The 21,418-nt window shown below is 69.4% G+C and carries 18 protein-coding genes; 11 read left to right on the top strand and 7 right to left on the bottom strand.

The window, feature by feature from the left end:
• Positions 1 to 22: 22 nt before the first annotated feature.
• Complete coding sequence (locus tag KZ686_RS19575; protein WP_149318632.1) at positions 23 to 1,204, top strand: efflux RND transporter periplasmic adaptor subunit; 1,182 nt, start codon at positions 23 to 25, stop codon at positions 1,202 to 1,204.
• 13 nt (positions 1,205 to 1,217) lie between these two features.
• Positions 1,218 to 4,358 (top strand): efflux RND transporter permease subunit, encoded by a 3,141-nt coding sequence (locus tag KZ686_RS19570; RefSeq protein ID WP_265635314.1) that lies wholly within the window; start codon positions 1,218 to 1,220, stop codon positions 4,356 to 4,358.
• A gap of 64 nt (positions 4,359 to 4,422) precedes the next feature.
• Here the strand turns inward: KZ686_RS19570 and KZ686_RS19565 are convergent, their stop codons facing one another.
• Positions 4,423 to 5,655 (bottom strand): CaiB/BaiF CoA transferase family protein, encoded by a 1,233-nt coding sequence (locus KZ686_RS19565; protein WP_265635083.1) that lies wholly within the window; start codon positions 5,653 to 5,655, stop codon positions 4,423 to 4,425.
• Positions 5,656 to 5,692: 37 nt separating this feature from the next.
• On the bottom strand, positions 5,693 to 6,583 hold the full coding sequence (locus tag KZ686_RS19560) for an enoyl-CoA hydratase/isomerase family protein (RefSeq protein WP_265635081.1): 891 nt from the start codon (positions 6,581 to 6,583) through the stop codon (positions 5,693 to 5,695).
• Between the two features lie 101 nt (positions 6,584 to 6,684).
• Here KZ686_RS19560 and KZ686_RS19555 point away from each other — a divergent pair, with 101 nt between their 5' ends.
• Together KZ686_RS19555 and KZ686_RS19550 are read left to right on the top strand one after the other, a co-directional pair.
• The gene (locus KZ686_RS19555; RefSeq protein WP_265635079.1) at positions 6,685 to 7,494 is read left to right on the top strand and encodes a GntR family transcriptional regulator; all 810 of its coding nucleotides are present in this window, start codon (positions 6,685 to 6,687) and stop codon (positions 7,492 to 7,494) included.
• A 305-nt stretch (positions 7,495 to 7,799) separates the two neighbouring features.
• Positions 7,800 to 8,117, top strand: coding sequence for a hypothetical protein (locus KZ686_RS19550; protein ID WP_149318635.1), 318 nt, complete (start codon positions 7,800 to 7,802; stop codon positions 8,115 to 8,117).
• A 94-nt stretch (positions 8,118 to 8,211) separates the two neighbouring features.
• Here KZ686_RS19550 and KZ686_RS19545 read toward each other — a convergent pair whose 3' ends face one another.
• From KZ686_RS19545 to KZ686_RS19530, 4 genes are all read right to left on the bottom strand, one after another.
• Complete coding sequence (locus KZ686_RS19545) at positions 8,212 to 8,355, bottom strand: hypothetical protein (RefSeq protein WP_265635076.1); 144 nt, start codon at positions 8,353 to 8,355, stop codon at positions 8,212 to 8,214.
• Between the two features lie 42 nt (positions 8,356 to 8,397).
• Positions 8,398 to 9,462, bottom strand: a complete 1,065-nt coding sequence (locus tag KZ686_RS19540) for an MFS transporter (RefSeq protein WP_265635074.1) — start codon at positions 9,460 to 9,462, stop codon at positions 8,398 to 8,400.
• A gap of 301 nt (positions 9,463 to 9,763) precedes the next feature.
• A complete protein-coding gene (locus tag KZ686_RS19535; RefSeq protein ID WP_149318638.1) occupies positions 9,764 to 10,204 on the bottom strand; it encodes an HU family DNA-binding protein in 441 nt (146 codons plus the stop codon).
• A 217-nt stretch (positions 10,205 to 10,421) separates the two neighbouring features.
• Positions 10,422 to 11,330, bottom strand: coding sequence for a DMT family transporter (locus tag KZ686_RS19530; protein WP_149318639.1), 909 nt, complete (start codon positions 11,328 to 11,330; stop codon positions 10,422 to 10,424).
• 339 nt (positions 11,331 to 11,669) lie between these two features.
• On the opposite strand from KZ686_RS19530, the gene KZ686_RS19525 reads away from it, so the two are divergent.
• Positions 11,670 to 13,250 (top strand): sensor histidine kinase, encoded by a 1,581-nt coding sequence (locus tag KZ686_RS19525; RefSeq protein ID WP_265635071.1) that lies wholly within the window; start codon positions 11,670 to 11,672, stop codon positions 13,248 to 13,250.
• Positions 13,251 to 13,307: 57 nt separating this feature from the next.
• Here KZ686_RS19525 and KZ686_RS19520 read toward each other — a convergent pair whose 3' ends face one another.
• Positions 13,308 to 13,805: an acyl-CoA thioesterase gene (locus KZ686_RS19520; RefSeq protein WP_006579723.1), complete on the bottom strand. Its 498-nt coding sequence runs from the start codon at positions 13,803 to 13,805 to the stop codon at positions 13,308 to 13,310.
• Positions 13,806 to 14,142: 337 nt separating this feature from the next.
• Here KZ686_RS19520 and KZ686_RS19515 point away from each other — a divergent pair, with 337 nt between their 5' ends.
• From KZ686_RS19515 to KZ686_RS19490, 6 genes are all read left to right on the top strand, one after another.
• Positions 14,143 to 14,910: a GntR family transcriptional regulator gene (locus KZ686_RS19515; RefSeq protein WP_226106993.1), complete on the top strand. Its 768-nt coding sequence runs from the start codon at positions 14,143 to 14,145 to the stop codon at positions 14,908 to 14,910.
• A gap of 129 nt (positions 14,911 to 15,039) precedes the next feature.
• On the top strand, positions 15,040 to 16,614 hold the full coding sequence (locus KZ686_RS19510) for an acetolactate synthase large subunit (protein WP_149318642.1): 1,575 nt from the start codon (positions 15,040 to 15,042) through the stop codon (positions 16,612 to 16,614).
• Between the two features lie 246 nt (positions 16,615 to 16,860).
• Entirely contained in the window at positions 16,861 to 17,268 is a 408-nt protein-coding gene (locus KZ686_RS19505; RefSeq protein WP_226106994.1) for a Zn-ribbon domain-containing OB-fold protein, read from the top strand.
• A 4-nt stretch (positions 17,269 to 17,272) separates the two neighbouring features.
• Positions 17,273 to 18,445, top strand: a complete 1,173-nt coding sequence (locus KZ686_RS19500; RefSeq protein WP_226106996.1) for a thiolase — start codon at positions 17,273 to 17,275, stop codon at positions 18,443 to 18,445.
• 289 nt (positions 18,446 to 18,734) lie between these two features.
• Positions 18,735 to 19,946 carry a hypothetical protein gene (locus KZ686_RS19495; protein WP_265635064.1) on the top strand — a complete coding sequence of 404 codons (1,212 nt, stop codon included), beginning with the start codon at positions 18,735 to 18,737 and terminating at the stop codon, positions 19,944 to 19,946.
• 391 nt (positions 19,947 to 20,337) lie between these two features.
• A complete protein-coding gene (locus tag KZ686_RS19490; protein WP_265635062.1) occupies positions 20,338 to 21,336 on the top strand; it encodes a Bug family tripartite tricarboxylate transporter substrate binding protein in 999 nt (332 codons plus the stop codon).
• The last annotated feature ends 82 nt before the right edge of the window (positions 21,337 to 21,418 follow it).

Genomic DNA, 21,418 nt, shown 5'->3' with positions numbered 1-21,418 from the left:
CGGCTTTCCCGATCCCGTCGCCATGACCCTCCGTTCCCTGTTGACGATCGTCCTGCTTGCCACGTCGCTGAGCCTGACCGGATGCGGCCGGAAGGCCGAACCGGAGTCCGAGTCGCCGCGCGTCGAAGGCGCGGCCGTCGTCTTCCCCGATACGGTCAAGTCGCTGCCCGGCATCGCCGCCGAACCGGTGCGGCGCGGCGCGGAGCGCGTGCTGACGCTGCCCGGCCGGCTGGTCTGGAACGAGGACCGTACCGTGCGCGTGATGAGCCCGTTCGCCGGCCGCGTCGCCGAGATCCTGGTGCAGCCGGGCACCACCGTCGCCGCGGGCCAGCCGTTGGCGCTGCTGTCCTCGCCCGACTTCGGCGCGGCGCAGGCCGACGCGCGCAAGGCGGCCGCCGATGCCGCGCTGGCGTCCAAGGGCCTGGCGCGGCAACGCGAGCTGTATGGCGCCGGCATCGTCGCGCAGAAGGACCTCGAGCAGGCCCAGGCCGAGGCCGCACGGGCCAGCGCCGAACTGCAGCGCGCGCAGGCGGCCCTGCGGCAGGTCGGCGGCGAACTGGGCAAGCCGGGCGCGATCGGTGTGGGCGCCCCGGATCGCTTCGCACTGCGCGCACCGATCGCCGGCCTGGTGGTCGAACGCAACCTGAATCCCGGCATGCAGCTGCGGCCCGACCAGCCGCCGGCCGCGCCGCTGTTCCTGCTGACCGACCCTTCCGACCTGTGGGCGCAGCTCGACGCGGCCGAGGCCGATCTGGCGCTGTTCCGCCCAGGCGGCAGCGTGACGCTGACCTCGACCGCCTATCCGGGCGAGTCCTTCCCGGCCAAGGTCGTCAAGATCGCCGACTACGTCGATCCGGCCGCGCGCAGCATCAAGGTCCGCCTGTCGGTGCCCAATCCCGAGCGGCGGCTGAAGGCCGAGATGTTCGTCACCGCGCGCATCCAGGCCGCCGGCTTCGACGGCATCGCGGTGCCGGCCCGGGCGGTGTTCCTGGCCGACAACCATCACTATGTGTTCGTGCGCGTCGACGCGCATCGCTTCGAGCGCCGCGAGGTCAAGGTCGGTGCGAGCCTGCCGGGCGTTACCGAGGTGGTGTCCGGGCTCGAACCCGGCATGCAGGTGGTGACCGACGGCAATCTGTATCTGCAGGACATCCTGCGCGATGCGAGCGCGACGCAGGCCGCGCTGCGCCAGCAAGCTCGATGAGGGCGGCCGCGTCATGATCTCGCGCATCGTCCATTTCGCGCTGCACCAGAAGCTGTTCGTCTGGATGGGGCTGGCGCTGTTCGTCGCCGGCGGCCTGGCGGCCTTCAAGAACCTGCCGATCGAGGCCTTCCCGGATGTCTCGGACGTGCAGGTCAACGTGATCACGCTGTATCCCGGCCGCGCGGCGGAGGAGGTCGAGCGCCAGGTCACGATTCCGATCGAGACCGCGCTGGCCGGCACGCCCAATTCGGTGCGGGTGTTCTCGCACACGCAGTTCGGCCTGTCCTACCTGATGGTGACCTTCAACGACAAGGCCACCGACGTCACCGCGCGCCAGCAGGTGATCGAGCGCCTGCGCGGCGTCGATCTGCCCGACGGGGTGCAGCCGGACCTGGCGCCGCTGTCGACCGCGATCGGCGAGATCTACCGCTTCCGCCTGAAGGGCAAGGGCCACACGCCGCAGGAGCTGCGCACGCTGCAGGACTGGGTGGTCGAGAAGAACCTGCGCCAGGTACCGGGCGTCGCGGACCTGGTGACCATCGGCGGCACCATCAAGCAGTACGAGGTCAACCCGAATCTGGCCCGCATGCGCGACGCGCATATCTCGCTGGCGCAGCTGTTCGAGGCCCTGCAGCGCGGCAACTCGAACGCCGGCGGCGGCGCGGTCGCGCAGGGGCGGCAGCAGTATCTGCTGCGCTCGCTCGGCAGCTTTCGCAGCTCGGCCGATATCGCGAACGTGGTGGTGTCCGAGGTCAACGGCACGCCGATCCTGGTCAAGGACATCGCCGAGGTGCGCGTCGGCGCCGCGCCGCGGCAGGGCCTGATGGCGCAGGACGACGAGGAGGACATCGTCTCGGGCATCGTGGTGATGCGCAAGGGCGAGAACCCGTCGGAGGTGCTGACCGCGCTGAAGGCCAAGATCGCGCAGCTCAACGAGCAGATCCTGCCGCGCGGCGTCGAGATCGTGCCGTACTACGACCGCGCCGACCTGATCGACAAGACGCTGCACACGGTGTTCGGCAACCTGGTCGAGGGCGCGCTGCTGGTGATGGCGGTGCTCTATCTGTTCCTGGCCAACGTGCGGGCCGCCGCCATCGTCGCGCTGGTGATCCCGCTGGCGCTGCTGTCGACCTTCATCGGCCTGACCTGGGTCGGCATTCCGGCCAACCTGCTGTCGCTGGGGGCGATGGACTTCGGCATCATCGTCGACGGCGCGGTGATCGTGGTCGAGAACATCTTCAAGCGGCTGGGCGAACTGAAGGAGCAGAAGATCCGCGACAGCCGCGCGCGCTTGCACGCGATCGCGCGCGCGACGACCGAGGTGGGCCGCCCGACGGTGTTCTCGATGGTGATCATCATCGCCGCGCACCTGCCGATCTTCACGCTGCAGCGGCACGAAGGAAAGATCTTCGCGCCGATGGCATACACGGTGACGGGCGCGCTGGTCGGTTCGCTGATCGTGTCGCTGACGCTGGTGCCGCTGCTGTGCTACCTGCTGCTGAAGAAGGACATCGCCCATCACGACAACGCGGTGGTGCGGCTGTGCAAGCGCGCCTATGCGCCGATGCTGGCGTGGGCGCTGGACCACAAGCGCGCGGTGGTGGCGAGCGCGGTGGCGCTGCTGGTGGTGACTGCCGGCGTCGGCAAGCTGCTGGGCAGCGAATTCCTGCCCGAGCTCGACGAGGGCGCGATGTGGGTCAGCTTCGACCTGCCGGCCTCGGTGTCGACCGACGAGGCACGCGAGCAGGCCGCGCGGCTGCGGCGCACGATCCGGCAAACGCCGGAGGTCAAGTCGACCATCTCCAAGGTCGGCCGTCCCGACGACGGCACCGACCCGAAGCTGATCAATACGGTGGAGATCCTGGTCGACCTGAAGCCGGAAGCGGAGTGGCGCCGCGGCTTCGACAAGCGCCGCATCATCGGCGAGATCAACGCGAATCTGCGCAAGCTGCCGGGGATCGAGCCGAACTTCTCGCAGCCGGTGCGCGACAACATCCTCGAGAGCATCTCGCAGATCAAGGGCCAGATCGTCATCAAGGTGCAGAGCGACAGCCTCGAGCAGAACAAGCGCGTCGCCGACCAGATCCTCGCCAACGTGCAGACCGTGCCCGGCGTGATGCGGGCCTTCATCGACCGCGACGGCGAGCTGCCGCAGTATGTGCTCGACTTCGACCGCGCCCAGGCCGCGCGCTACGGCATCAACGTGGCCGACGTCCAGGACCTGATGGAGACCGCGCTGGCGGGCAAGGCCGCCACCGAGCTGTGGGAGGGCGAGCGGCACTTCAGCGTGGTGGTGCGGCTCGCGCCCGGCGAACGCGAACTGCCGAACCTGCCGAACATCCTGATGCAGACCGCCGAGGGCGCCCAGGTGCCGCTGTCGCAGCTGGTGCATTTCCATGCGGCGTCCGGCGCGATGAATATCAGCCGCGAGAACGGCCAGCGCACCACGTCGATCGGCGTCTTCATTCACGACCGGGACATGGGCAGCGTGGTCAAGGACATGCAGGCGCTGGTGGCGAAGAACGTGCGCGCCGACGACGTCAAGATCGGCTGGTCCGGCGAGTTCGAGAACCAGCAGCGCGCGATGGCGCGGCTGTCGATCGTCGTGCCGCTGTCGGTGCTGCTGATCTTCCTGCTGCTGTTCCAGGCGTTCAAGTCGTTCAAGAGCGCGACGCTGATCCTGTCGAACATCCCGTTTGCGCTGGTGGGCGGCGTGTTCGCGCTGTTCCTGACCGGCATTCCGCTGTCGGTGTCGGCGGCGATCGGCTTTATCGCGCTGTTCGGCCAGGCCGTGCTCAATGGGGTGGTGATGGTGACCTACTTCAACCAGCTGCGCGAGCAGGGGCTGCCGCTGCGCCAGGCCGTGCTGGCCGGGTCGATGGACCGCCTGCGCACCGTGCTGATGACCGCTCTGCTGGCGATGCTGGGCCTGTTCCCGATGGCGGTCTCGCGCGCGATCGGCTCGGAGACGCAGCGCCCGCTGGCGATCGTGATCATCGGCGGGCTGATCACCGCGACCGTGCTGACGCTGATCGTGCTGCCGACGCTGTACGAATGGATGGTCAGCCGCAGCTGGCCGGATGAGGCGGCGGAGGAAGATGAGGTTGCGGCGGGGGCACCAGGGGTGCGACGGGACGACGAGGCGGTGGTTTGATTGTCGCCTCTCTACCGCCTGCGCCGCCGGCGGGAAAGGGGCGGGGGGAGGGCAACGGCGTTCGCTATCCCTCCGCCGCCGTCACGTCCCGCACGACGCCAGCCCGCAGCATCCGCGCAATCTCGGCCTCTCCATATCCGCACTCGGCCAGCAGCGCCCGCGTGTCCTCGCCCAGCCGCGGCGGCGGCCGCCGGTATTGCGCCGGCGTCTCCGACAGCTTGATCGGCAGGCCGATGCTCTTGACCGGCCCGGCCTCGGGGTGCTGCTGCTCGACCACCATTTCGCGCGCGAGAGTTTGCGGATGCGACAGCGCCTCGCCGATCGAATGCACCGGCCCGGCCGGCACGCCCGCCGCGTCGAACGCCGCCAGCCATTCGGCCGAGGGCTTGGTGCGCAGGATCTCCGCCATGGCCGGCAGCAGCGTGTCGCGGTGGCGCATGCGGTCCGAGTTCAGCCGATAGCGCGGATCGGTCAGCCATTCGGGCCGGCCCAGCACCTGCGCGATCCGCTCCCAGTTCTTCTCGTTGGCGCCGCCGACGATGATGTGCCCGTCCTGCGTCGGAAAGGCCTGGTACGGGGTCGCCAGCACATGCGCCGAGCCGCTCGGCCCCGGCGATTCGCCGGTGGCGAAATGGATCGCCGCATGCCAGTACAACTGCTGCAGGCCGGCTTCGATCAACGAGGTCTCGACGATCTGGCCGCGCCCGGTCTTCTGCTTGTGCTGGTAGGCCGCCAGGATGCCGAACGCGGCCAGGATGCCGGCATTGATGTCGGCGATCGAGTTGCCGGTGCGCAGCGGCGGTCCGCCTTCCTCGCCGGTGATGCTCATCAGCCCGGTATAGCCCTGCGCGATCAGGTCGAAGCCGCCCTTGTCGGCGGCCGGGCCGGTACGGCCATAGCCCGAGATCGCGCAATAGATCAGGCCGGGATTGATTTCCGACAGCACGTCGTAGCCGAGCCCGAGCTTTTCCAGCGTGCCCTTGCGGAAGTTCTCGATCAGCACGTCGGCGTCGCGCACCATCCGCAGCAGCACTTCCTTGCCTTCGGCCGTCTTCAGATCGAGTGCGATCGCGCGCTTGTTGCGGTTCAGCATCAGGAAGGGCGCCGACACGCCGTTGATGCGCGGATCGCGATAGCCGCGCGCATCGTCGCCGCCATCGGTCTTCTCGATCTTGATCACGTCGGCGCCGAGGTCGGCCAGCATCATGCCGCAGGTCGGGCCGGCCATGATCTGCGCCAGCTCGAGCACGCGCATGCCGGCGAGGGCGCCGGCCCGCGGAGAACGTTCGGATTGCATGGGGGAAGCCATCGCTGTCCTTCGAGGTGGAGGCCGCTCAGCGGCCGTGAAACTCGGGCGTCTGCTTGGCGAGGAAGGCGCGATAGCCGGTGCGGAAGTCCTCGGTGTCGAAGCAGTCGAAGGCCTCGTCGCGCTCGCGCTCGCTCAGCGGCGTGCCGGCCGCCAGTTGGCGCGCGAACTTCTTGTGCCAGCGGGCGACCAGGGGCGCGCCGCTGGCGATGCGCTGCGCGGTCGCGGCCGCTTCGGCGGCGACCTGGTCGTCGGGCACCACGCGCGACACCAGGCCCATGCCATGGGCCTCATCCGCGCCGACGATCCGGCCTTCGAACAGCAGCTCCAGCGTGCACGACTCGCCGATCAGCCGGATCAGCGGGGCCATTTCCGCATGGGCCATCACCAGCCCGAGGTTCTTGATCGGCGCGCCGAAACGGCTGCCTTGGCCGCAGATGCGGATGTCGGCCATCGCCGCGATCTCCAGCCCGCCGCCGACGCAGATGCCGTGGATCTGCGCGACCACCGGATGGCGGCAGTCCTGCAGCGCCTGCGCGGTGGCGTGCATCACCTTGCCGTAGGCGGTGGCCTGCGCCTTGTTCGAGCGCGCCTGCGCGAACTCGCCGATGTCGTTGCCGGGCGAGAAGGCCCGCTCGCCGGCGCCGCGCACGATCACGCAGCGCACGCCGTCGTCGGCGGAGAGGGCGCGGAAGGCGTCGCCCAGTTGCTGCCACATCGACAGCGTCATCGCGTTGAGCTTGGCGGGGCGGTTCAGCACGACGGTGGCGATGGCGCCGTCGCGGATCGTCAGCACGGGGCTGTCGTCGGTGCCGCCCGGTTGGGGATCGACGCGGGAATCCGGTCGGGATTCCGAGTGCGAATCGGGTCGGGAATCGGGTCCGGAATCGGGAGAAGCGGAGGCGGGCATCACGGTCATCGAGGGCGCTCCTGGCAGGTTGGCGACATGGTGTCTTGCCGCATCGTTGATTTGGTATACCATATCCCAAATCATCGCCACATACCAAGGAAGCATCGCCCATGGTTAACCCGGAAGACGCGCCGGCAACGCTGGCGCCCGACCTGCCCCAGGCGCGCACCGGCGGCGAGCGCGGCCGCCGCACGGGACCCGCCACCGCCGCCAGCGCCGCAGCCGGCCTGTCGGCAGACGGCGACGACCCGCTGGCGATCGCGCATCCGACGCTGGCCGCGGTGGTCGCCGAGCGGCTGCGGCAACTGATCATCGACGGCACGCTGGTGCCCGGGGTGTGGCTCAACGAGCGCGATCTGTGCGAACGGCTGCGCGTCTCACGCACGCCGCTGCGCGAGGCCTATCGCATCCTCGCCGCCGATGGGCTGGTGATGTTGCTGCCCAAGCGCGGCGCGCAGGTGATTGCGATGTCCGAGCGCGACGTCGCCGACCTGTTCGACGTGCTGGCCGTGCTGGAAGGACTGACCGGACGGCTCGCCGCGGAGAAGGCCAGCGACGAGGAACTGGCGCGGATCGCCCGGCTGCATCGCGCGATGCTCGACGCCTATGCCGCGCGCGACCTGCACGCCTACTACGAGGCCAGCATGGGCACCCATCTGGCGATCAGCGCGGCCGCCCATAACCCGACGCTGGCCGACACCCATCGCCGCCTCAATCTGCGCGTGCAGAACCTGCGCTTCCGCTCGAACCAGGACCGGGACGAATGGGCCCACGGCGTCGAAGACCACCAGCGCTTCGTCACCGCCTTGCTGGCGCGCGACGGTGCCACGGTGGAGACGCTGATGCGCGAGCACACGCTGCAGAAGAAGGCGCTGGCGATGCGCGAGGCCCGCGAGCGCGAGGCCGCCGCGACGCGATAGCCGCAGCGATGGACGCCGCGATCGTCGCAAGCACTTATTTCGGCTGTAACGCCGCATTACGCGACGAACGCGGCCGCGCTGGCGGCAGTACGGGCGGCAGCATGACGGGAAGGCGGGCGCAGCGGCCGCCAGCCTCGCCCCGGCAAGGGCCTGGGCGCTCTCCAGCGTGTGTCGAAGCCGGTCTCCAGCGCACGCCCGCTTGTGAGACGGCCTTACAACTGCATCCGTCCGAGAACGCGACGCATCGCTACAGTCGAGCCATGTTCAACGCGCCGCCAAGCCGGGCAGCGCATCAGGAGAAAAACATGACTCGCCAATTGCTGATCGCACTCGGAACCCTGGCCGCCGGCGCCCTGTTCGGGCTGGTGTCGCCCGCCCAGGCGCATTCGGACCGCCACGACCATCGGCATGGCTACCATCGACACGAGCACTACCGTCCGGCGCCGCCGCATGTGCGGCGCCACCACTACCGCCATGACCACCATCACCATCGCTACTACGCCCGTCCGCACCATGGCCACGGCCACTACGTGTCGCGCCCGGGACACCGCTACGTGCCCGAGCGCTGGGTCAGGGACTCGCACGGGCATGTCGTGCGGCGTCCGGGGTATTGGACGCGCTGAGCAATGGGATCGCGGTCTTGCGATCGCTGCCAGGAAATGCCGGCCGGTTTGGCCGGCATTTTTCTTGCGCGCCGGCTCCTTATGGACCGTCTCCTTACGCGTTGTCCGCTTGTGCGTTGTCCTTGTGCATCGCGGCAGCAGAATCGGCCTGCCCGGGCACAGAACGATCGGCGCGCGGCCGCAAGGTCATCAGCACGGCCAGCAGCACGGCCAGCAGCGCTGCCAGCGCGCCGACCATGAACACGCGCGCATGGCCGAAATGGTCGGCGATCCAGCCGGCTTACGGCCCGGTCGCGCCGTAAGCCAGATCCTGGAACGCCGCGAAGCCGCCGATCGCGGTGCCGCGCAGATATGCCGGCACGCGCCTGACCGCTTCCAGCCCCATCGATGGAAACACCATCGAGCAGCCCATGCCGGTGAGCAGCGCGCCGAGCATCGCCACGGCGGGCCCGGGCGCCAGCCACAGCAGGCACTGCCCCGCGGCCTCGATGAGCAGCGAGACCAGCGCCACGGGCACGCCGCCGAGCCGGTCCGGCAAGGTGCCGCACAGCAGGCGGACCGCGACGAAGCCCAGGCCGAAACAGGTCAGCCCGTAGCCGGCGCCGTGCCAGCCGTTGGCCAGGAAATACAGCGGGAAGAACGCGCCGAGCGCGGCGAAGCCGATGCCTTGCAAGCCCACCACCGCGCCCGGTTGCCAGATGCGCCCGAGCACCTGGACGAACGGCGGACGGCGTCCCGCTTGCGGCGGCGCCGCCGGGGCGGTCCGCCACAGCATCAGCGCGCCGAGCAGCGGCATCGCCACGCAGACCAGCATCAGCCCGGCGAAGCCGCAGCGTTGCAGCAGCCATAGACTCAACGGTCCGCCCGCGGCGAACGCGCCATACATGCCCGCGCCGACCAGTGCCATGACGAGGCCCGAGCGCGCCGGCCCCATCGCCCCCATGCCCCACGCCAGCATGCCGACCAGCGCGGCGCTTTCGCCTAGCCCCAGCAGCAGCCGGCCCGCGAGCAGTACCACGTAAGAGGCCGTGCCGCTGCCGAGGGACGGCCAGGAAGACAGCCAGCACAACAGCGAGGCCAGCGCGTACAGCGCGAGACCGCGGAACATGGCGGCCTTGCCGCCGCGTTCGTCCGCCAGCCGTCCGGCCCAGCCGCGACTGAGGATCGTCGACAGGAAGGCAATGCCCACCGCCAGGCCGGAGGCGACATTGCCCATGCCGAGCGCATCGGAGATGTGTATCGCCACGGCGGGCATCGCCATGGCGACGGCAAGGTAAGTCAGGAACAGCGCCACGGTCATCCAGACCAGCCGGCGCAGGGAAGAATCTTGCAGGACGTTCGACATCGACCGCCGCTCCTTCAGAGAGAGGGCGGCACCGGAACGATCGACAGGCGGGGAACGATGCAGACGCGAGGCATGACGCAAGCGGTCGACACACACCGCCAGCCGGCCGGAGGTGCCGCTGGTGATGCGTTGGTTCACGTGAACGCTTACGGCCGCGCGCCCGGGACATCGTTGGGCATGCGGCGGGAGCGATTCTAACCGCCCTGGGCGCGCGCGCAATAAAAAACCCTCGCCTCAACGAGGCGAGGGTTTTGCATGCCGGCGCGGGAGTCGCGCCGGCGCAGCGGCAAACGCAGGCCGATTACAGCGCCGCGTCCTTCAGCTTCTTCAGCGCGCGGACCTTGACCTTGACCGACGCCGGCTTGGCAGCGAACCACTGCTCCTGGCCGGTGAACGGGTTCTTGCCGAAACGCTTCTTGGTGGCGGGCACTTGCACGGCGGTGACCTTCAGCAGGCCGGGCAGCGTGAATTCGCCCGCGCCCTTCTTGTTCAGCGCGCCGATCATGGTGTTTTCCAGCTGGGCCAGCACGGTCTTGACCGTCTTCGGATCGAGTTCGGTCTGCGCGACCAGGTGCGACACCAGGCTCGACTTGTTGAAGGTGTCCTTCAGCGGCTTGGGCGTCGGCGCTGCCGGCGCTGCCTTCCTGGCGGCCTTCACCGGAGCGGCGGCCTTCTTGGCGGGCGCCTTGGCGGCGGTCTTGGTTGCTGCAGTCTTCGCGGTCGGTTTAGCTTTGGTGGCCATATCGATGTCGTGAACAGGTTCAATGTTGGAGCGCAGTACCGTCGGAAGCCGCCGGGCAGCGCCGCGCACAGAATAGCAAAACGCGCGAACGGTGCCTATTTTCAAGGGGTTTTCGGCGCGATTTGGCGGTTGGACCGTGCAATGTGTCGCGCGGATGCCACCATCTTCGCGATCGCCGCTGTCGCGATGCCCTGCGCGCTGCAAACCGGTGCGCCGATCAGCGGCGTTGCGCGACCCAGATCCCGGCCACGATCGCCGCCAGTCCGACGCCGTGGTACCAGTTCGGCCACTCGCCCAGCAGCAGCGTGGAGAGGATCGCGGCGAAGGCCGGCGTCAGCGTGACGAAGAACACCGGCAGCTGCGCGCCGGCACGCGCCACCGCGCGATCCCAGGCGAAATACGCCAGCAGCGACGGAACCGTGGCGACATAGGCGAGGATGCCAACCGTCTTCGTGCTCCAGACGATGGCCTGGCCGTCGATGCCCAGCTCCCAGGCGACGAACGGCACGCTGACCACGACGCCGGCGACGATCTGCGCGTACAGCAGCACGATCAGCGGCAGCGCCGGCCGCTGCTTGCGCAGCAGCCACGTATAGCCGCTCCAGGCCAGCGTGGCCGCCAGCATGAACAGGTCGCCCGGCACGAAGTCGAGCTGCGCAAGCCGGCCCAGTTCGCCGCGCACCAGCACGAAGGTCACGCCGACCAGGCACAGCAGCGCGCCCGCGATATGGCTGCGCGTGGCCGGCTCGCGAAAGAAGGTCACGCCGACCGCCAGCAGGAACAGCGGCATCGAGGCGCCGATCAGCGTCACGTTGATCGGCGTCGACGTGGTCAGCGCGAGATATTGCAGCGCGTTATAGCTGGCGATCGACAGCACGCCGAGCGCGAGGATCAGCCCCGCATGGCGCCGCAGCGCGGCCGCGTGCTCGCGCACGCCGTTCCACGCCAGCGGCGTCAGCAGCAGGCCGGCCAGCAGCCAGCGCAGAAAGTTCAGCGTGATCGGCGGCACGGCGCCGGCCGCCAGATGGCCGACGATCGCATTGCCGGCCCAGCTCAGCGGCGGGAAGGCGAGCAGGAGGAGGGTCAGCCAGCCGGCGCGCGAGCCGGCGATCGGAGAGGAGGACATGCGGTCGGAAGGCGCGCGGGCTCGGGCGTCGATGTGGGCGACGCGGGCCCGAAGCAGTGGTACCGCCTCGGGGCAGCGTCGCCAATGGCCCTTGCCGCGGACGCGGCGGCGTAGCAAGTGGAGCGCGCATTATGCCGCCTGCCGCGGCACAGCATGGGGCCGGCCCTGTTTTCCGCGCGGGGATTGCGGCTCGCAACCCTACCGGCGTGCTACCCCCGATCGGGGATGGCGTATTCAACCCCGGTTACCGCAGAGTGCAACCGAAATCAGTACGGCGGCGCAGCGTTAGGGCATACCATGTCCGCTTTCCGCCGGTCTGGCAGCTCAAACGGTCACGCCATGTACGCCATCCTGCCCGCCTTCGTCTCGTCGATCTTTCTCGGTTACGGCCTCTACGTGCTGGTGACGAAGGGCGTCACGCGCCTGACCACGTCCTTCTTCCTGATGTGCGCCACCACGTTCGCGTGGCAGGGCACCTGGGCCTTCCTGTTCCAGACCGTGCATCCGGATGTGGCGCTGCTGCTGGCCAAGGTCGGCTATCTGTTCATCCTGTTCCTGCCGACCACCTTCTATCACTTCATGACAGAGGTGACCGAGCGCCGCGGCGAGCGGCCATGGCTGCTGGTGTCGTACGGCATGTCGCTGCTGCTGGCGGTGGTATTGCTGACGTCGGATCGCCTGGTCTCCGACTACTACCTCTACAGCTTCGGCAATTACCCGCGCGCGGGCGTCCTCCATCCCCTCCATGTCGTGCAGACCGTGCTGCTGGCGCTGCGCAGCGGCTGGCTGCTGCGCGACGCGCGCCGCAGCGCGGTGGGCGAGAAGCGCCAGCGCCTGACGCTGTGCCTGTGGAGCCTGGGCCTGTATTCGCTCGCCGCGATCGACTATGCGGCCAACTATGGCCACGACTTCTACCCGCCCGGCGTGGTCTTCATCGCCGTCAGCCTGGGCCTGATCGCGCTGTCGATCGTCCGCTACGACCTGATGCATCCGTACTCGCTGGCCGCGACCGTGGCGCACGAGGTACGCACGCCGCTGGCGACGATCCGCATGCAGACGCAGGAGCTGGCAGTGGCCTGGCCCACGGTGCTGGATGGCTACCGCCGCGCCGTCGAACACGGCCTGATCGAGGACCGGCTGCGCCCGGCCCAGCTCGAGCGGCTGCCCACGCTGCTGGCGGCGATCCGCAGCGAGGTCGACGGCACGCAGGCGGTGATCGAGATGGCGCTGGCCTCGATCACGCTGGAGCGGCTGGACCGCGGCAGCTTCGTGCCGCACGGCGTGGCGCAATGCGTCGATTCGGCGCTGGAGCGCTACCCGTTCCGCGCCGGCGAACGCGAACGGGTCTCCGTGCATGCGATTCCGGCCGGCTGGCGCTTCCGCGGTTCCGACACGCTGCTGGTCTACGTGCTGTTCAATCTGCTGAAGAACGCGCTGCAGGCCATGCGCGCTCATCAGGGCGCGCACCAGGGCGCGCACCAGGGCGCGAACCCGGCCGCGCGCGGGGACGGCGGCCGCATCGAGATCTCGGCGCGCGAGTCGGGCGGCTTCTATCAGCTGCGCGTGCGCGATACGGGGCCGGGCATTCCGCCCGATGTGCTGCCGCGCATCTTCGATCCCTTCTTCTCCACCAAGCCGCACGGCAGCGGTGCCGGCATGGGCCTGGCCTTCTGCCGGCGCGTGATGGAGGCCTTCGGCGGCCGCATCGAGTGCGAATCCGCGCCCGGCCGGCATACCGTCTTCACGCTGCATCTGCCGGTCGCGCTGGCGGCCGAGCCGCCGGCCTCGGCGAACGCGGCCACGTCGATCGGCCCGCTCGGTCCACTCGAGACGCTGGAGCGGATAGATCGGATCGAGCCGATGCAGTCGCTCCAGCCGATGCAGCCGATGCAGCCGCTGGGCCAGGGCACGGCCGCCTGACGCGGCGGCCGTGCCCGGACCGGCTCGCATGGCCGGCCCGGCTGGCACTGGTTGGCGCTAGTTGGCCAGCACCGGCGCGCTCACCTCATACTCCTTGACCCGCTCGACGATCTCCTTCGGGAACCGCGCGATCCGCTTTTCCTTGTCGGCGAACACGATCTGCTGGTAGCCCAGCGAGACCGGCCGCTCGTCGACGCAGAAGCGGAACAGCAGATACGCCGAGCACTGCTTGACCTGGAACGTGTTCAGGTAGCAGTCCACCCGCTGGAACGGGAAGGTTTCCTCGACATATTCCTGATGCGCGCGCTTGGTCACGAAGACGCCGCCCGCGGCCAGCAGATTGCCGTGGATGCACTCGTGGAACCAGCGCTCGCGGCAGATGCCCTGCCACTCGAAATAGCGCGCGAAGTAGGTGTTCATGAAGGCGTTGGAGTCCTTCAGATAGATGTCGATCGTGTGGTGGAACGTCTTGCGGGGTGGGGTCTCGACCTGATCCTGCGCCAGCTGGCCGGTACCGCGGTTCAGGATGTGGGGAATCACGTCGCGCATCAACATGGAAAAGCTCCTGGATCAATGGCTGCGAGCGGCAGCCGCGCTTGCCCCGGGGGAGAGGGGCATGCCGCATTCTGGCCGCAGACCCTCCGCGAACGTCACCCACCTTTGCGGGTAGACGAGGGGCCGGCACACGTAAGCAGAACTTGCCATTGACGCGCCTTCGCTGACCGCGGCATGCCGCACCAACCCGCGGTAAACCCTAGTGGTATAGGTAACTAGACCTTATTACAGTGGCAGTTCGCCGAACCCCCTTTCCGGGGGCCGCACGGCGTTCGTTTGCCTCGCGTCCCTCCGCGGCCTGGCGCCGCGCACCGGTTCCTTCGTCTTGCCGCCATCGATGCCCGAATCCCTGTCCTCGACCGAATTGCTGTCGCGCAGCCGTGAGCCGGTCTATCTGCAGCTGGCGACCATCTTTCGCCGCCGCATCGAGAGCGGGGTCTGGCGTCCCGGCGAACGCATCCCGTCGCTGGAGGACCTGTGCCGCCAATACGGGGTCGCGCGCATGACGATGCATCACGCGCTGTCGGTGCTCGACGACGAAGGGCTGGTCGCGCGCTCGCGCGGCCGCGGCACCTTCGTCAAGGGCGGCGGCAAGCGGCGCCGGCCGCTATCGCTGCCGGTCACCTGGGGCCAGGCGGTCGAGGTCGGCGAGCAGCTGGGCACCGAGGCGCTGGTCGAGTCGGCGGGCAGCGTGCCGCTGCCGGACGAACTCGGCATGCCGTGCGAGGCCGAGCGTGCGCCGGCCTACCATTTCCTGCGCCGCCTGCACCGGCTCGACGACCGGCCCTTCGCGATCGGCGAGGTCTATATCGAGGAAGGCCTGTTCGCGCGCAATCCGCGCGCGTTCCGGCAGGGCGCGTCGGTGCCGGTGCTGGACCGCTTTCCGGGGCTGCGCGTCTCGAGCGCGCGTCAGCGGCTGTCGATCATCGCCGCCGGCGCGGAGTCGGCCGCGGCGCTGGCGCTGCCGGTGGGCGCGCCGGTCGCCGAACTGCGCCGCCATGCCTGCGCCGATGGCGTGATCGTCTATTACGCCCGCATCGAGTTTCCGACCGAATACGTCTGCCTGGACTTCGACCTGCTCGACCCGGGCGGCCTGGCGGGCTGAACGGCAACGCCTCACGGCACATCCCGAACCCATCGCCAAACGCATCGCCAACGCATCGCCAACGCAGGCATCACCGATCCCCACCCGAGATTTTCGAATCGACCGACCTGAGACCAAGGAAGCGCGCATATGGAGACCAACCAATCCCAGCAACCCGGGCAGACGCTCAACGGCGCCGAGAGCCTGGTCAAGACCCTGCTCGCCTGCGGGGTCGATACCTGCTTCGCCAACCCGGGCACCAGCGAGATGCATTTCGTCGCGGCGCTCGACCGCATCCCCGGCATGCGCTGCGTGCTGGGTTTGTTCGAGGGCGTGGTGACGGGCGCGGCCGACGGCTATGCGCGCATGGCCGACAAGCCGGCGGCGACGCTGCTGCATTGCGGACCGGGTCTGGCCAACGGCCTGGCCAACCTGCACAACGCCCGGCGCGCGCAGACGCCGATCGTCAATATCATCGGCGACCAGGCCACCTATCACCGGCCGCTCGATGCGCCGCTGACCGCCGACACCGAGGGCTGGGCCCGTCCCGTTTCGGTGTGGACCCGCACCGCGCAGCGCGCCGATCAGGTCGGCGCCGATGCCGCGGCGGCGGTGCAGGCCGCCTGCGCCGCGCCTGGCGGCGTGGCGAGCCTGATCCTGCCGTCGGATGTGTGCTGGGACGAGGGCGGGCAGGTTGCCGCGCCGCTGCCGCCGCTGAGCGCGCCCAAGGTCTCGCCCGATGCGATCGAGCAGGCCGCGCGCTGGCTGCGCTCGGGCCAGCCGACGCTGCTGGTGCTGGCCGGCACGGCGCTGCGCGAGGCGCCGCTGGCCGACGCGCATCGCATCGCCGCCGCCACCGACGCGCGGCTGATCACGCCGATGTCCAATGCGCGCGTGTCGCGCGGCCGCGGCCGTTTCGCGGTCGAGCGCGTGCCCTACTCGGGCGATGCGGCGCGCGCCAGGCTGGCCGGCATCCGCCAGGTGATCCTGGTCGGCGCGCCGCCGCCGGTGACCTTCTTCGCCTATCCCGGCAAGTCGCCGCGCCCTTATCCCGAGGACGCGCAGGTCCATGTGCTGGCGCGCCCCGAGCAGGATCTGGCCGATGCGCTCGCGCGGCTGGCCGACGCGCTCGGCGCGCCCGCGGTGCCGGTGCCGGACGCCGTCGCACCCGCCGGCATCGCCAAGGGCGCGGTGACCTCGGAAGCCGTCGCGCAGACGCTGAGCGCGCTGCTGCCCGAGCAGGCGGTGGTGGTCGAGGAGAGCGTCAGCTTCGGCCGTGCCTTCTATCCCGGTACGGTGCATGCCGCCCCGCACGACTGGCTGCAGCTGACCGGTGGCGCCATCGGCGCGGGCCTGCCGCTGGCGGTCGGCGCCGCGGTGGCGGTGCCCGATCGGCGCGTGGTCGCGCTGCAGGCCGACGGCTCGGGCATGTACACCGTGCAGTCGCTGTGGACGATGGCGCGCGAACAGCTCGACGTCACGGTGGTGGTGCTGGCCAATCGCAAGTACGCGATCCTGCTGGGCGAACTGGCCGGCGTGGGCGCCAACCCCGGCAAGACCGCGCTCGACATGCTCGATATCGGCAATCCCGACCTCGACTGGGTCAAGCTCGCCGCCGGCATGGGCGTCGAGGGGGCGCGTGCGGTCGATATGGAGAGCTTCGCCGATCTGTTCGCGATGGCGAACAAGCGCAAGGGGCCGTTCCTGATCGAGCTGGTGATTTGACAGGGGCGATGAGGCGCCGCTTGCCCTCTCCCCCAGCCTCTCTCCCGCATGCGGGAGGGGAGCAAACCGCCGCGCCGACGAACGACCGGTGGTGTTCTGCCTCTCCCGCTTGCGGGAGAGGGCCGGGGAGAGGGCAAGGGCGGCCCCATTCGCGATTGAATAGTCCACCCTTCCGGACAAGCGAATTGTGCAGGCGCCAATGACTGCGGCAAGCTGCCCCCGGAAGGCACCGAGCCAGGAGACAGCATGACAACACCCACCACCGAGGCGCAGGCCGAGCAGGGGCCGGACCGCCTCTACGCGGCCCTGCTGAACGAAGGGCGCTTTCGCATCCAGCACTGCCGCGACTGCGACCGCCACGTGTTCTATCCACGCAATCTCTGCCCGCACTGCGGCGGCGAGGCGCTGGACTGGACCGATCCGAAGGGCACCGGCACCGTCTATTCGACCAGCGTCGTGCGCCGCAAGCCGGACGCCGGCGGCGACTACAACGTCGCGCTGATCGACCTGGACGAAGGGGTGCGCATGATGAGCCGGGTCGAGGGCGTGGCGCCGCAGGCGGTGCGCATCGGCATGCGCGTCAGGGCGCGCGTGGCGCCCGCCGCCGGCGACGGCGTTCCCGCGATGGTGGTGTTCGATCCGATGGAGGGCTGACGCGATGCCAGCACAATCGTTGCGCGGTGGCGTCGCCATCGTCGGCGTGGGCCAGGCCGGACTCGGCGAGGCCCACGGCAAGACCGAAATGGAAATCCTGGTGGAGGCGGCCAAGGCCGCGGTCAAGGACGCCGGCATGTCGATGCGCGAGATCGACGGCATCGCCACCGCCAGCGTCGGCGCCACCATGTGGGTGATGCCGGTGGCCGAATACCTCGGCATCCATCCGAAGTTCGTCGACAGCACGATGATCGGCGGCTCCAGCTTCGTCGCCCATATGCTGCCCGCGATGCTGGCGCTCGAGGCCGGCCTGTGCGACGCAGTGCTGGTCTGCTACGGCAGCAATCAGCGCACCTCGACGGTCGGCCGCGCCGGCATCGCCAAGGTGCGTTCGGTGCTGGACCCGCAGCCGTACGAGAACCCCTACCAGCCGATGCAGCCGATCACCTCGTACGCATTGGCGGCCGCGCGGCACATGCACCAGTACGGCACCACGCGCGAGCATCTGGCCGAGGTGGCGGTGGCCGCGCGCAAGTGGGCGCAACTCAATCCCGATGCGCTGATGCGCGATCCGTTGAGCATCGACGACGTGCTGAACGCGCGCATGGTGTCCGACCCGCTGTCGGTGCGCGACTGCTGCCTGGTCACCGACGGCGCCGGCGCCTATGTGATGGTCCGCGCCGAACGCGCCAAGGACCTCGCCAAGCCGCCGATCTATGTGCTCGGCAACGCCACCGCGACCTGGCACCGGCAGATCTCCAGCATGCCGGACCTGACCGTCAGCGCGGCGAAGGAATCGGGCGAGCGCGCGTTCGCGATGGCGGGCGTCAAGCCGGCCGATGTCGACGTGCTCGAGCTGTACGACGCCTTCACCATCAACACGCTGCTGTTCCTCGAAGATCTTGGCTTCTGCGCCAAGGGGGAGGGCGGACCCTTCGTCAGCGGCGGGGCCATCGCGCCCGGCGGCAGGTTGCCGGTCAATACCAACGGCGGCGGACTGTCGTGCGTGCATCCCGGCATGTACGGCATGTTCATCACCATCGAGGCGGTGCGCCAGTTGCGCGGCGAATGCGGCGAACGCCAGGTCGGCGGTGCGGAGATCGCGCTGGTGCACGGCAACGGCGGCACCTTGTCGAGCCAGTCGACCGCGATTCTGGGAACCGCGGCGGCGCTGTAGCGGCCCCGGCTGCCGAACCGATGCTGCGACGGCATGCCGCAGCAGGCGTCAGGCAGGTACGCAAGCGCGCAAGGCAATGCGGACGGACGATTAACGCGTTCGTCCGCATTTTTTCGTTTGGCGACACCAGGTCCGGTCGAAGACTCGCGAAGTCGGCATTGGCCGTCAACGATGGCGCCGCGCCACTCGTCTAGAGAGTGCGAGGGCGAATCGCGGACCGGCAAGGCGCTGCCGCTCGGCCTGTGGTTCGCCCACGCCCCTGCCTTGTCCTTCTGAGCCTGCCCGCATCATGACGCTGTCCGCCCGTCCCATCCCATCGTTCCTTCCCCCGACGTCACGTATCGGAGACCCGCGATCCCGCGCATGGCAGGCGCCGCTGCGGCCGCGCGATGCCGCGCAGGTGGCGCGCACCGCGGCCACGCTGTTTCTCGGCGAAGGCAGCATCGACGTCACGCTGGCCGCGGATCGAGGCGGACGCTTGCGTTCGGTCTTCGCCGACATCGAGCGGGAATACCGCATCGGCGGACGCAGCTGCGACCGCGCACCCGATCCCGAGGCAGCCCATGCCGCGCTGGAGCTCGAAATGGGCATCAAGGTGCTGATGCGGCTGAGCGATTGCCTCGGCGCCCTGTTCGGGGCGCAGGACGGCGTGCGGAACGGCGTACGGAGCGACGTACGGGACGACGCAGGGGGCGCCGCACAGCGCGACGTTCAGCGCGACGCGCATGGCGACCATATCGCCCGCCGCGCCGCGCTGCTCGAATGCGCGGCGGCGATTGCCGACGAGGCGCTGATCTGCCGCGACGAGCGTGCCGTAAAGGCCGACGCTGCACCGGTGCAGCGCTGCCTGTCGATTTGCGCGGGCGCAGGCGGCGAGATTCGCCTGCACAAGTTCACACGCTGGCAGCGGCAGCCGGAGAGAGGGACCGATCGCACGGGTGGCACCGGCAGGCCGGATAGCGCCGACGGTGCCCTTGGTGCGGGTGCAGACGGAGCGGATGGTCCGGTGACACAGGCTACCGAGATGGACGCGTGCCTGGCCTTCCGGATCGAGCCGTGGCGCCGGACGGTGCGCCCGCGCCGCGGCGATCCACGGCGTGTGCTGCTCCGTTGCCGCATCCGGCCGGTGCGCGTCGGGGATGCGCGGCGCATGCACGAGGCCGTGCCGATACCAGGCCCCGGTGTACGCGATCGGCTCGCCGCCGGCGACTGGCGCGGCGCGTTGCTGATGCTGCTGATCCGGCTGTTTCGCCTGCCGATGCCTCGCCGCGGCGAGATCGCCGGCAGGGCGCAGCTGAAGGTCTATCCGATGCCGCGCGACGGGCGCGCGGCGGTGGTCGTGCGGATGAGCGGCGAGGGGAAGCGCCGGGAAGGATACCGGGCGGCCATTCACGGCGTCGAAGCGGTCAGGCGGGAACTGGAAGGTCCGCGGTGCCTCCTCTGGGCACTCCCGCCGGAGCCGGAGCCGGCAGTGCGCGACGACGAGGTGCGCTGCTATTGAGCCGCGGAGGCATGGTGTAGCGCGCTACCGTGCTCTCCTTTCGTGCCCCCCGTCCGTGTGCCCCATCCCTTCGCGAGGTCCCTGCGCGCCATCGGGGCGCCCCGTCTGCGCTGCTGATCAGCGCTCCGGATCCGTACTCGCGATCCGTGCTCGCGATCCATGATTGCCGCACCGCACCCACGGCCGTGCAAAAGGCCGCCTTAGCCAAATGCAAATGGCGAGCGCCCCGGCGCGCCCACACACTGCGGTGATGGCATCGGCGGGAGCGCCCGGGCTTCCCTCTATATGTATACGGACGTATGCGGAAAAGACCTGCGCAAACCAAGAAAGTGCGCCGGCCGAGCCAGACCGTTCACCACAGGAGGAGACGCATGGCAACGAAGCAAACACGATGGCGGCCCGCCGGCATGCTGGCGACCGTGCTGGGCGCGCTGGTTCCACTGGCCGGCGTGGCTCGCTGGCGCTGAGCGATGGCGCCGCGGCGGCCGACGCCTATCCGTCGCGGCCGATCAAGCTGATCGTCGGCTATACGCCGGGCGGTCCCGTCGATACCGCGGCGCGCGTCTATGCCGATCACCTGGGACGAGTGCTGAAGCAGCCGGTGGTGGTCGACAACCGTGCCGGCGCCAGCGGCGCGATCGCCGCCGAGATCACGGCCAAGGCGCCGCCCGACGGCTATACGCTGTACTTCGTCGCCAGCCCGACCATGACGATGACGCCGCTGATCCAGAAGGCGGTCAACTTCAATCCGAGCCGGGATTTCAGCCACATCGGGCTGATCACCGACTACACCAACGTGCTGCTGATCAACAAGGACTTCCCGGCCCGCAATGTCGGCGAGCTGGTGGAGTACGCCCGCAAGCACCCACAGGGCGTGGCGTTCGGCTCGGCCGGCGTCGGTGCGTCCAACCATCTGTCGGCCGAACTGCTGGCGCAGATGAGCGGCGTCAAGATGCTGCACGTGCCGTACAAGGGCAATTCGCCGGCGATGACCGACGTGATCAGCGGCAAGATCGCCTTCATGTTCGATATCACCGGCACCGCGATCGGCCATATCCAGGGCGGCAAGGTGCGGCCGCTGGCGGTGACGTCGAAGGAGCGCAACGCGGCGCTGCCGAACGTGCCGACCATGGTCGAGTCCGGGCTGAAGGACTATGCGGTGACCGGCTGGTACGCGCTGATCGGACCGCCGAAGCTGCCGGCCGAGGTGGTCGACACGCTGGTCAAGGCGCAGCAGACCGTCGGCGACGATCCGGCCTTTCGCCAGCGGATGACGCAGGGCGGCTACGACCTGAACATCACCGGTCCGAAGCCGCTGGCGGAGCGGATCGAACGAGAGCTGCGCCTGTGGGGCGGCGTGGTCAAGACGGCGAAGATCGAGGTGGAGTGATGCAGTACCGTCGTTCCCGCGGATGCGGGAACGACGGAGGCAGGTGTGGCGGTGGAGAGCGGAGGCGGCGGTGCAGGGGGGC

Origin of the sequence: Cupriavidus cauae (genome assembly GCF_026210475.1) — a bacterium.
In the GTDB taxonomy this organism is placed as follows: domain Bacteria; phylum Pseudomonadota; class Gammaproteobacteria; order Burkholderiales; family Burkholderiaceae; genus Cupriavidus; species Cupriavidus cauae.
The sequence above is the reverse complement of the archived record's forward strand: the minus strand, read 5'-3'. Positions and strand labels throughout refer to the sequence as shown.